General features: G+C 58.3%; 12 protein-coding genes. 2 read left to right on the top strand and 10 right to left on the bottom strand.

What is annotated here, in order from left to right; genetic code table 11:
• The 6 genes from L991_RS17730 to L991_RS09590 form a co-directional block, all read right to left on the bottom strand.
• On the bottom strand, nt 1-455 hold a 455-nt coding region (locus tag L991_RS17730), incomplete at its 3' end, for a hypothetical protein (RefSeq protein WP_231550526.1).
• Between the two features lie 39 nt (nt 456-494).
• Nucleotides 495-1,052, bottom strand: coding sequence for a hypothetical protein (locus tag L991_RS09610; protein WP_047394584.1), 558 nt, complete (start codon nt 1,050-1,052; stop codon nt 495-497).
• A gap of 197 nt (nt 1,053-1,249) precedes the next feature.
• Nucleotides 1,250-4,108: an excinuclease ABC subunit UvrA gene (gene uvrA, locus L991_RS09605; protein WP_052190785.1), complete on the bottom strand. Its 2,859-nt coding sequence runs from the start codon at nt 4,106-4,108 to the stop codon at nt 1,250-1,252.
• A gap of 225 nt (nt 4,109-4,333) precedes the next feature.
• On the bottom strand, nt 4,334-6,748 hold the full coding sequence (locus L991_RS09600) for a TonB-dependent siderophore receptor (RefSeq protein ID WP_197053856.1): 2,415 nt from the start codon (nt 6,746-6,748) through the stop codon (nt 4,334-4,336).
• Nucleotides 6,749-6,873: 125 nt separating this feature from the next.
• Nucleotides 6,874-7,788 (bottom strand): DUF4880 domain-containing protein, encoded by a 915-nt coding sequence (locus L991_RS09595; protein WP_081986614.1) that lies wholly within the window; start codon nt 7,786-7,788, stop codon nt 6,874-6,876.
• A complete protein-coding gene (locus L991_RS09590; RefSeq protein WP_047394577.1) occupies nt 7,776-8,294 on the bottom strand; it encodes a sigma-70 family RNA polymerase sigma factor in 519 nt (172 codons plus the stop codon). Before L991_RS09590 ends, L991_RS09595 begins: the two co-directional genes overlap by 13 nt.
• Before the next feature lie 134 nt (nt 8,295-8,428).
• Between L991_RS09590 and L991_RS09585 the strand changes: the two genes are divergently transcribed.
• Both L991_RS09585 and ssb read left to right on the top strand, forming a co-directional pair.
• Nucleotides 8,429-9,793, top strand: coding sequence for an MFS transporter (locus L991_RS09585; RefSeq protein ID WP_047394731.1), 1,365 nt, complete (start codon nt 8,429-8,431; stop codon nt 9,791-9,793).
• Entirely contained in the window at nt 9,794-10,303 is a 510-nt protein-coding gene (gene ssb, locus L991_RS09580) for a single-stranded DNA-binding protein (protein WP_047394574.1), read from the top strand.
• 87 nt (nt 10,304-10,390) lie between these two features.
• On the opposite strand, the gene L991_RS09575 is transcribed toward ssb, so the two are convergent.
• The 4 genes from L991_RS09575 to L991_RS09560 all read right to left on the bottom strand — a co-directional run bounded on the left by L991_RS09575 (nt 10,391) and on the right by L991_RS09560 (nt 14,893).
• Nucleotides 10,391-11,767 carry an MATE family efflux transporter gene (locus L991_RS09575; protein ID WP_052190783.1) on the bottom strand — a complete coding sequence of 459 codons (1,377 nt, stop codon included), beginning with the start codon at nt 11,765-11,767 and terminating at the stop codon, nt 10,391-10,393.
• Between the two features lie 58 nt (nt 11,768-11,825).
• The gene (locus tag L991_RS17925; RefSeq protein ID WP_028448512.1) at nt 11,826-12,551 is read right to left on the bottom strand and encodes a DapH/DapD/GlmU-related protein; all 726 of its coding nucleotides are present in this window, start codon (nt 12,549-12,551) and stop codon (nt 11,826-11,828) included.
• Nucleotides 12,548-13,477, bottom strand: coding sequence for a glycosyltransferase (locus L991_RS09565; protein WP_052190782.1), 930 nt, complete (start codon nt 13,475-13,477; stop codon nt 12,548-12,550). The genes L991_RS17925 and L991_RS09565 overlap by 4 nt, the downstream gene beginning before the upstream one ends.
• Nucleotides 13,478-14,107: 630 nt before the next feature.
• Nucleotides 14,108-14,893, bottom strand: coding sequence for an ABC-2 family transporter protein (locus tag L991_RS09560; protein WP_047394572.1), 786 nt, complete (start codon nt 14,891-14,893; stop codon nt 14,108-14,110).

The raw sequence follows: 14,893 nt of genomic DNA, 5'->3' as shown, positions 1-14,893 counted from the left end.
TTGGCAAGGCGCCGCAAAACTCGCTGCGCGCTAGCGTCGCGCAGCTCAAACAGGTTGCGGCTTAAAACCTTGCCAAGTGCCTCCCGAACGGCGCGGCTCCACGGGCGACTCGTGCTAACAAGCACAGGGGTATATCCACCAAACCAAATCCCAACAATGCCTTCAGCACAATACTGCCGCTGGTATTTGCTGCGCTGGTGAAGTTGGGGCTGGGGTTCCCGTGTAGCGAAAACCGCAGCGAGGAGGGAGACGAACGGTTTTATCGTTTGGCTCACGACGAAGCAAGGGCAGCGCGGAGCGCTTTTCGTCCGGCTCGCCTTCCTTTGCTTACTTTCCTTGGCGAAGCAAGGAAAGTAAGTGCCGCGGCGCATAGCCGCCAATCCGTGGTGGATGACAAATTGCAGGCAAATAAAAACCGCCGTGGATGGTGGTTTGGGGGTTGCTGCAAGCGGCATAATGCCTTCGGCGATTAGGCCCTACAGCGCTTAGGATGTTTACTGTACTGGGTGTTTGGAGTAAGTAAGAATGGCTTGCATATCGGCATTCTCGATCTTTGAGGTGGTCGCAAGTAAATGAACTGTAAATGGATCTGCGGCGCTGGATAAAGTGTACCCAACTTGATGGAAAGGCTGCCCCTTGTGATCGATTGAGTCTTGTTCAGTAGTTTTAGCTACTTTGAGCGCTGAATTCGCTTTTTGTAAAGCGTTTGCTAGTTTTGCTAATGTGTTCTCAATTTGCTCGGCATCAGCTTTTCTAGCCCAAACGGAGCATTGGTTGGGCTCTGTGAGTACAAGCAAATATTCTCCAATGCGGTTTGATGCACCGTAAACTACTCCTGTTCTTTCCTTTAAAACTTGTTTGCTAAATTCTGGATTTGCAATTTGCAGTTTACCTGCAGCCCAAGATTTGATCTTGTCATGGTTTCCTGCATGTTCGATGCAGGTCATACTAAAAATGCGAAAGGCTATGTCGGCTTGAATTGCGCTTGGTTTTTCCGTGGCAAAGACATTGTGTGTAAGTGCGAGTAGGGCGATGATTAGCTGTAATTTCATTTTTTCTCCAATGTTTCTATTTGTTTTGGAATGCAGCCATGTAGGGCGGGTCATGACCCGCGCTGAGCTGCTGGTTGAATCAATCACCTAATTGGCGGGTTACACCATCGGCTAACCCGCCCTATGCTAGTTCTGCATGGGTATATGTCTGTGGCCCAATCCAATCAATGGCCACCGCCATATACTGATAAAACAAATTACTTCCGCGCTATCCCCAGCGTCCGCGCCAGATACAACCCTGTATGACTGGCCTGATTGCGCGCTACATCTTCCGGCGTGCCGGTGGCGACGATCTGCCCGCCGCCGGCGCCGCCTTCTGGGCCGAGGTCGACGATCCAGTCGGCGGTTTTAATCACATCCAGATTGTGCTCGATGATCACCACAGTATTGCCGTGGCTGGATAGGCGCTGCACCACTTTCAGCAGCAGGTCGATATCATGGAAATGCAGGCCGGTGGTGGGCTCGTCGAGGATGTACAGCGTGCGGCCGGTGTCGCGTTTGGAGAGTTCGAGCGCGAGTTTCACCCGCTGCGCTTCACCGCCTGATAGTGTCGTCGCGCTTTGGCCGAGGCGGATGTAACCGAGGCCGACGTCGAGCAGGGTTTGCAGTTTGCGCGCCACGGTGGGGACGGCGCTGAAGAATTCGAGCGCGTCTTCCACTGTCATTTCCAGCACTTCGGTGATGTTTTTGCCTTTGTATTGCACTTCCAGCGTTTCGCGGTTGTAGCGCTGGCCGTGGCAGACGTCGCAGGGCACATACACATCGGGCAAGAAGTGCATTTCCACTTTCAGTACGCCATCGCCCTGACAGGCTTCGCAGCGGCCGCCTTTCACGTTGAACGAGAAACGCCCCGGGCCGTAGCCGCGTTCGCGGCTGGAGGGCACGCCGGCAAATAGCTCGCGAATCGGGGTAAACAGGCCGGTGTAGGTGGCCGGATTTGAGCGCGGCGTGCGGCCGATGGGGGACTGATCGACGTTGATGACTTTGTCGAAATGCTCCAGGCCAGTCACGTCGCGGTACGGCGCGGGCTCGGCGCTGGCGCCGTTGAGGTCGCGCGCGGCAATGGTGTATAGCGTGTCGTTGATCAGCGTGGATTTACCTGAGCCGGATACGCCGGTGATGCAGACCATCAGGCCGACCGGTAATTCGAGCGTGACGTCTTTCAGATTATTGCCGGTGGCGCCGATCAGGCGCAGCCATTTGTCCGCATCGGGTACGCGGCGCTGCTCGGGCTGGGTGATTTTGCGCTTGCCGGTCATAAATTGGCCGGTGATCGAGTCGGGATTATTAAATACTTCGTCGGGCGTACCGCAGGCAATCACTTGCCCGCCATGCACGCCGGCGCCCGGGCCCATATCCACCAGATAATCGGCGGCGCGCATCGCGTCTTCGTCGTGCTCGACCACGATCACGGTGTTGTCGAGATTGCGCAGGTGTTTCAGCGTGCCGATCAGGCGGTCGTTATCGCGCTGGTGCAGGCCGATGGAGGGCTCATCCAGCACATACATCACGCCGGTGAGGCCCGAGCCAATCTGGCTGGCGAGGCGAATGCGCTGCGCTTCGCCGCCTGACAGGGTATCGGCGCTGCGCTCAAGGCACAGGTAATCCAGCCCCACATTCACCAAGAAGCCCAGCCGCTCGCTGATTTCCTTGATGATTTTTTCGGCGATTTGCGCCTTGCTGCCTTCCAGGTTGAGCGATTGGAAGAAGTGGAGTGTATCGCGCAAAGCCAGCTTGGATAGGGCGTGCAGGGTATTACCCCCCACCTGTACATGGCGGGCTTCTTTACGCAGGCGCGCGCCGTGGCAAGCCGGGCAGGCTTGGTTATTTTGATATTTGGCCAGCTCTTCGCGCACCGAGGTGGAGTCGGTTTCGCGGTAGCGGCGTTCCAGATTCGGGATAATGCCTTCGAAATTGTGCACGCGCTCGAACTTGCTGCCGCGCTCATTCATATACACAAAGGCGATTTCTTCACGGCCGGAGCCGTGCAGCACGATTTGCTGAATGCGCTCGGGCAAGTCGCTCCAGGCGGTGTCGATATTGAAATCGTAATGCTTGGCCAGGCTGAGCAGCATCTGGAAATAAAACTGGTTGCGCTTATCCCAGCCCTTGATCGCGCCGGCGGCGAGGCTGATGTCGGGGTGCGCCACTACGCGTTTGGGATCAAAAAAAGTGCGCTGGCCCAAGCCATCACAGCTGGGGCAAGCGCCCATCGGGTTATTGAACGAGAACAAGCGCGGCTCGAGCTCGGGCAGACTGTAGCTGCAGACCGGGCAGGCAAATTTGGCCGAGAACCAGTGTTCTTGGCCGGAATCCATTTCCACCGCAATCGCGCGGCCATCGGCGTGGCGCAGCGCGGTTTCGAACGACTCAGCCAGGCGCTGCTGCAAATCGGCGCGCACTTTCAGCCGGTCGATCACGACTTCAATACTGTGTTTTTTGTTTTTATCGAGCTTGGGCAGCTCGTCCATCTCGAAGACTTCGCCATCAACGCGAACGCGGACAAAACCTTGCGCGCGTAGCTCGTCAAACAGATCGAGGTTTTCGCCTTTTTTGCCCATCACCACCGGCGCCAGCACCATCAGCTTGGTGTCTTCCGGCAAGGCCAGCACGTGATCAACCATCTGGCTGACAGTCTGGCTTTGCAGCGGCTGGCCGTGCTCAGGGCAGTAGGGCGTGCCGACGCGGGCGAACAGCAAACGCAGGTAATCGTGAATTTCGGTGACCGTGCCCACGGTGGAGCGTGGGTTATGGCTGGTGGCTTTTTGCTCGATGGAAATCGCGGGTGAGAGGCCCTCGATCAGATCCACATCGGGCTTTTCCATCAGCTGCAAAAATTGCCGCGCATAGGCCGATAGCGACTCGACATAGCGGCGCTGGCCTTCGGCATACAGCGTATCAAACGCCAGCGAACTTTTGCCCGAGCCCGACAGCCCGGTAATCACCACCAACTTGCCGCGCGGGATATCCAGATTGACGTTTTTCAGGTTGTGCGTGCGGGCACCGCGAATCCGGATGAGGGGCTGGTCAGACGACTGCAAAGCGGGGCGATACATGGGCGTAGTCCGGCGAACATGGAACCAAAGATTGTAGCGCGTTCTCTCGCTACTTGATAGTACATAGTACGATTGTTCACCTTGGGCGGTAGGCCGGGCGGCAGATAAAAAAAGACCAGCCGCGAAATGGGCTGGTCTATCAAGGGTATATGCCCCAAGTTATTTTAGATAAATGCTTTGGGGCTCATACCGGTCGGTGGTATATCGGTTTGGCGGTGTGCGGAATTACCAGCGATAGCTGACGCTGGCGCGCACATCACGCCCGTAGCCAATGGTGCAGAAGGTTTGGCCGCCGCGCTGCACGCTGCACTGGCTGCGGTATTCATGATCAAACAGATTGCTCACATTCAGCGCTGCGCGCCATTGTTTGAACTGATAAGCCAGCAGGGCATCGACCACGGTGTAGTTGTCATCCATCGGCTGCTGGCCATTGGCCTGGCGCACATCGCCCGGAATATCGCGCACATGGCGCAGGCCGGCGCCCAATTCCCACCCGGCCCAGCTGTATTTACCCCATACCGAGGCATTGTGTTTCGGCACATAGGCCGGGCTGCCGCCGGCTTCGCCCGGGCGATTGCTGCGGGTCACTTCGGCATCGATGAATGCGTAGTTGGCGATCAGATTGAAGTTCGGCAGCACTTCGCCTTTGGCTTCCAGCTCGAGGCCACGGCTGCGGATTTCGCCAGTTTGCACTTCCAGGCGTGGGTTTTCGGTCGACTGGGTGCGCACATTGCGTTTGGTCAGGTCAAAGTAGGAAGCGGTCAAGAGTGCATTCAAGCCCGCTGGCGCGTAGCGCACGCCGGCCTCAAGTTGCCGCCCGGTTTCCGGCTGGAACGGTGCGCCGTAGGCATCTACCGCCGTGGTGGTGCTGAGCACCGGCTGGAATGAGGTGGAGAAGCTGGCATACGGGCTTAGGCCACTGGCATGCTGATACACCACCCCGGCGCGGCCGGTAAAGGCTTCGTCGTCACGGCGGAACGTGCTGCGCTTGAAGGCATCTTTGGCGGTGAGGCGCGCATCGTAGTCAGTGTCGGTTTTCACCCGATCATAGCGGCCACCGAGGCTAAACAGCCAGTTGCCCAGCCGGATCTGATCTTGCAGATACAGGCCGGTTTGTTGCTGCTGGGCGATGTAATGGTCGGTGAGATAGTTGTCTTGCCAATTGGGCGCGCTGTACGCCGGCTGCACCAGATCCAGCGGCGCGACTTTGCCATTCAGGCTGAAAATCCGCAGATTGAGCGTTGAATCGTAGTAATCCACCCCGCTGGTGAGGGTGTGCTGCAGCGCGCCGGTGGCAAACTGGCTTTCCAGGTGCAGATCGCCCGACCACGATTGCTCGTCATCGGGGCGCACCATGCCCAGACGATTGATGCTGCGGCCGTCGCTGGCCAGCCCGCGGTTGCGGATTTCGTAGCGCTGGTTTTCACCATCCATATAACGGGCTTTGGCGCGCAGTGTCAGGCCCGGTTGCAGCTGATGCTCGCCTTCGGCGGTGAATGACCAGCTTTCTTTATGATGGCCCGAGCCGGGGCCGGCGACATTGAGGCTGTTTTTTGATGGGCCGGCCTTGGTCTCGAGATAGTAGGGGGCAATAAAGCCGCTGTCATCGCGCTGGTATTGCGCCAGAAGGGTGAGCTTGCTGCGCTCGTTCTGCCAGCTGATGGCCGGGGCGACGTACAGGCGGTTGTTTTCGAGGTAATCCCATTGCGTATTGGCCTCGCGCGCCAAGGCGGTGAGGCGGAAGAGCGTGCTGCCATCGCTGCTGAGCTGACCGCCCACATCTACGGCGCCTTGCCACAGCTGATGGCTACCGGCGGTGAGCTGGACTTCGTTTTGCTGCTGGGCATGCGGGCGCTTGCTCACGGCATTCACAATCCCGCCCGGTGCCGATTGGCCGTAGGTGACCGAGGCCGGGCCTTTGATGATTTCCAGCCGCTCTAGCCCATACATTTCCAGATTGGCCATAAAGCCGTTGTGCACATAGCGCATCCCATCGCGATACAGGCCGGCGCCGGTGAGGTTGAAACCACGCACCACCACATCATCATCGGTGAGCGCCGAATCAAACGGCCGCACCCCGGCGGTGTAGCGGGTGGCTTCACTCACGCTTTGCGCGGCCTGATCTTGCAGCTGGTCGCGGGTGATGATCGCCACGCCTTGTACGGTTTCGGTGACATCCTGCTCGCTTTTGCCCGCCGAGCCGGTCTTGCGCGCAACATAGCCGGCAACCGGGCCAGTGGCGCTTTCGGAATTGGCTTTTACCTCAACGGTGGGCAAGGTGACGGCGCCAGCCGAGGCCACCACGGCCAGCGGGCGAATACTGGTGACATTCACCACCGGCAGCGTGACCAGCGGGCGGGCGCGCAGGCTGAGATTGCCGTAGCTATCTTCCACGATGTCCAGCTCGGCATCCTGGATTAATTGTTGCAGGCCGGCGCGCGGTGCTACTTCGCCGTGCAAGCCCGCTGTGGTTTTACCCGCCAGCAAAGCGGCATCAACTGAGAGATGCAGGCCTTGTTGCTGGGCGTAGCGAGTGAGCGCGGGAGCCAATGGGCCGGCCGGAATATCCACGGGCGCAGCCAGCAGTGGCGCGCCCCAGAGCGCCAAAGTGAGGGCAAGGGGTGTGAAACGCAGATGCATTTTGGTGTTTTCCATCAACAGCGAGAAGATCCTCACTGCGCATGCCAGTGGCCGGCACTAAAAAGGGCAAGGCCGGCCGGGACGAATTGGCTAATGATTTGATCTTTAATTGAAAATAATTCTCGTTACTTTGGCTGTAGCCGATACCACCATGGCCAGCGCACCAGCCGCACCGGCAGCGCCAGCGTGAGGCTGGCCAGCGCCTGCTCGGGCTGATCCAGCGGCAACACCCCCACCACCTGCAACTGCGCCAGCTCGGGCGCGCAATCGATGCGGGCGTGGCTAAAGCGATCCAGCGCCGCACACACGGCGGGCAGCGGCATTTGATACGCCACCAATTGCCGTGTTTGCCAGCCCAGTGGGGCAGCCGCGAGGGATTGCGGTGGGCCTAACCCGCTGGCGCGTACTGCGCGCTGCTCGCCGGCTTGCACAAGGCCGCGTATACCAGCCAGGGTATCGACCTGTACACTATGCTCTTCAACGGCTAGCTCGTCATACCCTTCATCAAGGCGCAGGCTGAAGCGGGTGCCCAGCGGGGTGTAGCGGGCGTGCGGCGTACTGAGCTGCCACGGTCGCTGGCCGGTGCGCACGCCCACTTCGCCGGCCAGCAGGCGCAGCTGCACTTGGCTTGGGGTTTCGCTGAGCTGAATCTGGGTGGCGCTGGATAAATACAGCTGGCTGCCATCGGCCAGCGTCAGCGGCAAAATCTCACCACGCGCGGTGCGGTGCGTGGCTTGGGGCTGCTGCATTTCCCAGATCGGCCACGCGCCCGCACCCAGGCCCAGCGCCAGCAGCAGCAGGCGCTGGTTGACTTTGCGTCGGGCGGTACTGGCCAGCAGGCGGCTGCTGCCAGCGGGCAGGGCGGCCATCTGCTGGGTAATGGCTTCGACCTTGGCCCAGGCTGCCGCATGGGCAGGATCGGCCGCATGCCAGGCGGCCCATTGTGCTTGTTCGGCCGGGCTACAGTGTTCGTCTTGCAGGCGGGCAAACCAGTCGGCCGCTTGCGCCAACACCTGCGAGTGAGGGTCTAGTCGTTGCATGCATCCGCCAGACTGAGGCAGGCCAGCATCGCGCGGGCCATATGGTTTTTGACGCTGCGCTCGCTGATCCCTAACTGCGCGGCAATCTCGCGATAGGTCAGGCCATCGAGCTGGCTAAGCAAAAAGGTGTGCCGCACCACGCGCGGCAGGCTGGCCAGCAGGCGATCCACCTGGCAGAGCGCTTCCAAGATCAGCTGCTGCGCTTCTACGCTAGGGTGGTGTGCATGCGGCAGCTGGCTGAGTTCCGCCAGCCAGGCTTGCTCCAGATCGCGGCGGCGGCAGTGATTGACCAAAATGCCGTGGGCAATGGTGGTGAGCCAGGCGCGCGGCTCGCTGACCTGCTGCAATTCCTGCGCCGATTTGCCCAGCACCCGCACAAAGGTATCGTGCGCCAGATCGGCCGCTTGTGCCGAGCAGCGTAATTTGCGCCGCAGCCATTGGCTCAGCCAGCCATGGTGGGCCTGATACCAGGTGTCGATTAAGGGAGGAGGGGCAGACTGCGGCACGGCTTGCTTAATAATTGATAATCATTATCATCTTATCGCGAGCCGGCACTATGCCGCAAGCATGTTGCGTTCGCCGGCGCAGTTGAGCGGGCATTCAGGTAAAATAGTCCGCCTTGGGAGAATAAATCAGCATGATGAGTCGTTTGGAAATGCGCGCCGCCACCAGCCTGGCGGGTTTGTATGCGCTGCGCATGTTGGGCATGTTCCTGATCTTGCCGGTGTTTGCCGTCTATGCCGGCCAGCTGCCGGGTGGGCAGAACCATGCGCTGGTCGGGCTGGCCTTTGGGGCTTATGGCCTCACGCAAGCCTTATTGCAGTTGCCGTTTGGCATGTGGTCCGATCAGGTGGGCCGCAAAAAAGTCATCTACATCGGTCTGGCGCTGTTTGCGCTGGGCTCGGTGATGTGTGCGCTGGCCGATCATATTGTCTGGCTGATTATCGGCCGCGCGGTGCAGGGCGCTGGCGCGATTTCGGCCGCGGTGACGGCGCTGCTGGCCGATTTAACCCGCGAAGAAAACCGCACCAAGGCAATGGCGATGATTGGCGGCAGTATCGCCACTACTTTTGCCGTATCGCTGGTGGCTGCGCCTAAGCTCGCGGAGTGGATCGGCCTGCCGGGGATCTTTTTGATGACCGCCGTGCTGGCGCTGGCAGCTTTGATCGGGGTGTGGAAAGTCATCCCCAATCCGAGCGTGAGCCGCTTTCACTCCGATGCCGAAGCCAATACCCGCCGCTTGCCGCAAGTGCTGCGTCATCCGCAATTATTGCGGCTGAACTATGGCGTGTTTGCGCTGCATGCGGCGCAAATGGCGATGTTTACCGTGATGCCGCTATTGCTCACGCAGCGCGGTGGCCTGGATGTCGCGCATCACTGGTATGTGTATTTGCCGGTGGTGTTGCTCGGCTTTGTGCTGATGGTGCCGGCGATTATTTATGGCGAGAAAAAACATCACCTCAAAGAAGTGTTTCTGTTTGCGATTGCGCTGATGTTGCTGGCCCAGCTGGGCATGACCTTGTGGTTGCCCAATCTCAGCGCCATTGTGCTGTGGCTGGGGCTGTATTTCATCGCCTTTAATATTCTCGAAGCCACGCAACCGAGCCTGATTTCCAAAATTGCCCCGACCGAAGCCAAAGGCACGGCGATGGGCGTTTACAACACCTGCCAGGCCGCCAGTATGTTTCTGGGCTCGGCGCTGGCTGGCTGGTTATTTCAGCATTTTGGCAGCGCCACGCCGGTGTTTGCGCTGTGTGCTGGCCTGATGGGCATGTGGCTCATGGTATCGTGGGGCATGCAGCCGCCGCTGCCGGTGAAAACGCAAATGTTCCACATCGGTGAAGACTGGCAGGGCAATCCGGCCGAACTGTCTGCTAAACTAGGCGCCATTGACGGCGTAAAAGAAGCCGTTGTCCTGATTGAAGAACGCGTGGCGCTGCTGAAAGTCCTGCAAGATGGCTGGGATGCAGCAGCGGCACAACAATTGATTGCGGAGACCCATTAAATGGCATCGTTAAACAAAGTACTGCTGATCGGCAACCTCGGTCGCGACCCGGAAACCCGCTTCCTGCCTAGCGGCGGTGCTGTATGCAATTTCTCGATTGCCACCACCGAAAACTGGAAAGACAAAAACACCGGCGCCAAACAGGAAAAAACCGAATGGCACAACATCACCATGTACGGCCGTTTGGCTGAAATCGCCGGTGAATACCTGAAAAAAGGTAGCTCGGTGTATATCGAAGGCCGTCTGCAAACCCGCAAATGGCAAGATAAACAAACCGGCGCGGATCGCTACACCACCGAAATCGTGGCTGACCAAATGCAAATGCTCGGCGGCCGCGGCGGTGTAGGTGGTGGCATGGGCGGTGGTCAAGGTGGCTATGGTGGTGATGATTTCAATCAGGAATACAGCGCCCCACCACAACAGCAAGCCCAAGCGCCACGCCAGGCCCCAGCGCAAGCCGCGCGCCCAGCGAAAAGCTTTGATGATTTCGAGGATGATATTCCGTTCTAATGCGCCGTGTTTGCGCTTAGACCGCCAACAAAAAGCCCAGCGTTTGCTGGGCTTTTTGTTGGCCGGTGCGCTAGAGGGCGATTCGCTTTACGCAGCCACTAGCCGGTGTAGCCAGCGCCCGGAGGACATGCGCGCGACCGCGCCGCCAATTTTGAGTAGCTCTTCCAGTAGCATCAGCGCGTAGAGCCAGCTGGCAGGCCAATGCAGCGCCACCGATAACCACCACGCTAGTGGAATAATCAGCAGCCATTGCACGCTAAAGTCCAAACCAAGGCAAAAGCCATTATCGCCACCGCCCCGTAATACGCCCGCCAGTAGCATCATGGCGCAGCTTTTCACCACAAAACCTAATAGCATTAGCTGAAACAGAATTTCCAGCTCTGTCACCACCGGTTTGGCCAGGGCCGGGTACTGAGCCAGCAGCAAGGGCCAGGCAAGGCCCACCGCCAGCATGGTGAGCAGCCCCAAGACCAAACCTAGCCACAATGCCGCCCAGCCTTGTTGCTGGGCGAGGGCTTCATCACCCGCGCCCACGGTGGCACCAATCAAAATCGCCGCGGCGCACGTGAGCCCAATCAGCAAGGCCAACGAGAATGATTCAATGGGGGCGAGGATCGATAGCGCGGCCAGGGTCACCGGGTTTTGCCCACCGACAATGGCAAAAAATACCAGCGCCCCAAGCGCCCACAGCGTGCTATTGGTCGCCAGCTGCAGCGACAGTTGCAGCTGTGTGCGCAGTGCGGCCCAATCCGGCCACTGCCGGAGTGGAAGACGCGCTAGCAAATGGCCGCGCCAGCGCAAATGCAGATACAGCAGGCTGGCTTCAACTACACCACCCAGCGCGGTACCTAGCGCTGCGCCTTTGACCCCCAGCGCTTCGATCCCCCAGCCACCAAAAATCAGCCAGGCATTAAGCACAATATTCACCAGTACGCCGATCACCGAATACAGCGTGGCGATGCCCGGTTGCTGCATGGCGCGCAAGCCGCTGCACAGGGTGCAGGTGTAATTAAAGAGTAAAAGGCTAGGGCCCACGATCTGTAAAAACGCCCCTCCTTCATGCAAGAGGGCCGCCTCGGGGCTGACCAGACCGATGAGCCAGGCCGGGCAAAATACCATCAGCGCCACCAGTGGTAAGGTAAACAGCCATTGCAACCATAGCCCTTGCGCCAGCTGGCGGGGTAGCTCATCGGCGCCAGTCAGGCCGGCTTGGCGGGCGCCCCAGGCTTGGGCTGCGAGCTGGCCAGCGCCCATGGCGAGGCCCAGCAGGAAAATGCTGACTACAAACAGGATTTTGGTGGCAATCCCCGCGGCGGCGATTTCCGTGGCGCCCAGCCGCCCCAGCATCATGCTATCGATCATGCCCTTGCTGGAAAACATCAGGGTTTGCAAAGTAATGGGCAAAGCCAAGCTCAGCAGGCGCAGATAAAAGCTGCTCTGCCAGCGTTGCAGAATAAAAGTCATGGTTTGGATGTCCAGCAGGGCATCCGGCGCGGCGGCCGGATGCCATCGGTCAGGCGACTTACAGCGCCATGGTTAGCTCGGCATAGTGCGCGGCATTTTTGCGCTCATGCGCCGTGCTGATGCGTTTCACCAGTCGCGCTGGATTGCCCAGCACCACGCAGTAGGGCGGTACGTCTTCGCTCACGACAGCCTGAGCACCGACAATCGCGCCTTCGCCAATGGTAACGCCTTTCAGAATCGTGGCGCCGGTGCCAATCCAGGCGCCACGGCCAATGCGCACAGGGGCCGAGCGAATTTTCATCGCCTCGCCGGGCTGGCCGCGCCCCAATAGCGGGTGGCCGCTGCTATCCATGATGGTCACCATCGGGCCAAACATCACTTCATCGGCGATTTCAACTCGCTGGTAGGCCACAATGGCCACTCCTTGCAACACCACCCCGTTGCCGATGCTGATTTGCCCGGGGGCTTCATCGTTGATCTGCACACTGGTGAGCCGCGATGGCTGGGTGTGAAAGGCCGGCAATTGGCCTGATTCCAGATAGCAATTGCGCCCGATGCGGATGCTGCCGGCGAAATCTTCTGCGGCGATCTCGCTGGCAATCAGGCCATGTTGCTGCAAGCGGGCATCGGCCACACGGGTAAAGGCTACGCGTGGCGTGCCTGACACCACGGTACTGGCGTGAATCTCCACGCCTTGTGCGCTCAACACCGCGTGCGCATCGTGGACGGGTTGCCCCGCGGCCACCGGATCAAACAGGAAAATATTCTGATAGAGGGTGCTCATGCGCTCACCTCGGCGCTGTAGGCAATATCGCGCAGTTGGGGCGATTTTTTAAACCCTTGTTCGCGGAAAATTTTGATGACTTTATTGAGCGAGTATTTCTGGTCATTCAGATCGCGGCCGTAAAAGCTGGTGGTCCACAGATTGTATTTGGCGTGAATACGCTCGGCAGCGCTGGCGGATTCCTCGCGGTGGTCGGCTACCTCTTTCTCATGCGGCCAATGGAAAGAGCATGCCTCGCGTTCCATGGTGAACAGATTGTTGTTGATAAAGAGCCGCACGCCCAGATCAACGTCTTCGCCGCCCCAGCTGGTGAAAGATTCATCAAATAGCCCGGCTTTCAACAATTGCTCGCGCTCGGCCGAGACATGGCAAGTCCAGAAAATATCAAATGGTGCCGGCCAATTGGTGATGTTCTCACCCAGCTCGTCGTATTGGCGTTGGCGAATATCCAGCGCGCCCAAAGCACGTAGCTGGGCAATCGACGCGTCGGCCGATTTAGGGTTGATGAGCTCGCCCATTTGCTTGCTGGTGGCGTGGTCCACTTCAAAGCCATACACATAGCCAATCATCACGGTAGGGTATTGTGCGGCGCGATGCACGTCGTAATGCACTTGCAGGGTGTTGCTGCCCAGCAGGACGCCGGTATCGACATACACCACATACTGCCCCTGTGCGATGGCCGTACCGATATTGCGGGCTTTACCGGCCCGAAAACCCAAGTCTTCTTGCCAGAAATATTTGATGTTGAGTACTTCGGCGTAGCGATCAACCACCGCCTTGCTGTTATCCGAGCCGCCATCGTCAACCACAATCACTTCAAATAGCTCGACCGGTAGCGTTTGCTGGCATAGGGCATCAAGCGTATAGCCCAGCAGGTCGGCACGATTGTAGGTTGGAATCACAACGCTGATTTGTGGGGATGACATGATCTTTCCTTCTGAGTAATGGAGTTAAATTGCGTCTCCTTGGTGCTGCTTGTGCGTCTTGCGCCACGCAGTCTGTATGGCATCGTGTTGCAGCCGCGCAGGGCTGTTGCGATCACTGACGCAAACTTACCAGAAAAAAACAGATCATTTCTATTAAAGTAATGTGTAGTTTTGTTTCTTACAAAAACTCGATTTTGCGTAGTAAAAAGTAATTTCGCTACAAATTAGCAGTGTGCGGCATCACCATTGCGGGCTGATTCATCCAAAACATGTGAATTCGCTCACAAAATAGGCTGTCGGTGAAAATGTAGTGCGCTCAGCCAGACACCGTGAAATGTGTCGCATCGCAAAATTACTTTTTTTAAAACTTACGGGTAAGTTGTTGTAAATTTGCTGCGCATGCAGCGAAATTGCTTGCGCAAATTCGCGCAGTTTTAATCACAAAACCGTTTGCACCCGGCCTCAGGGGTTGCCGAGCAGCGTGGCCCTGTGTGCCGCTGCGCTGATGCGGTAGGCAGTAAAAAACCCCGCTAGGCGGGGTTTGGGGGCGAGATAAGCAAGTCGCTTGCAGTTTAGTGTTGGGGGTATAGCGCTGTGGCCATTTCTATATATGCCTTGCGAGGTAATACCCTAGCCACCTGCACCGGCGTAGCGCTGCATGCCTGCGCGCCACAGCCACATCAGCGCGGCCACGCTGCCGCTGGCGATCAGCAGCATCAGTGGGGCCACTTGCCAGATTGGCTGTTGGCGTAGCAGCACTTGGCATGGCCACCAAACGATGCCGGCCAACGGGAGCAGCATAAACACCTGCCGAGCCAGTTTGGGAAAAAGCTCAAACGGGTAGCGCGACATATCGGTGAGCTTGCCCACGGTGTGAAACACCGGTGAATACTCGCCAAAGAAAAAGCAGCTGGCGATCGCCATCTGGTTGATCGCATTCAGGGTAATCGAAGCCAGCGGCAGCAAGATCACCAGCTGCAGCACAAAACCTAAGGACCACACGCCCGGCAAATGCGCCAGCGCAAAGCCCATAAAAGCCAGCCCTGTTGCGGCTACCACCAAGCCCTGCGGGTGAAAACGCTCCAGCAGCAGCATTTGCAGCGGGTGAATCGGTCGCAGGTAATAGCGCACAAAATTGCCGTTTTTGAGCCAGCTTTCCAGCATATACATCGCATTGCAGCAGCTGCTTTCAAACACATAGGTTAAGAACATAAACCCCTGCATAAAAATCAGCTCGTAGCGGTTGTAGCCTGCGATCTCGCCGGCGTTGCCCAGCATCAGATACAAGCTGGCGCCGCTGCTCACCGAGGTGAAAAACATGCCGCACACAATCAATGCAAAATCGGCCCGGCTTTCGAGTTTAACCTTGCAATCAGCCAGCGCCAGCCGGCGCCAGGCGGTAAAAAACGCACTCAT

Source organism: Chitinibacter sp. ZOR0017, assembly GCF_000799095.1.
In the GTDB taxonomy this organism is placed as follows: domain Bacteria; phylum Pseudomonadota; class Gammaproteobacteria; order Burkholderiales; family Chitinibacteraceae; genus Chitinibacter; species Chitinibacter tainanensis.
Note: the sequence above shows the minus strand (reverse complement) of the source record. Positions and strands in the feature narration are given on the sequence as shown.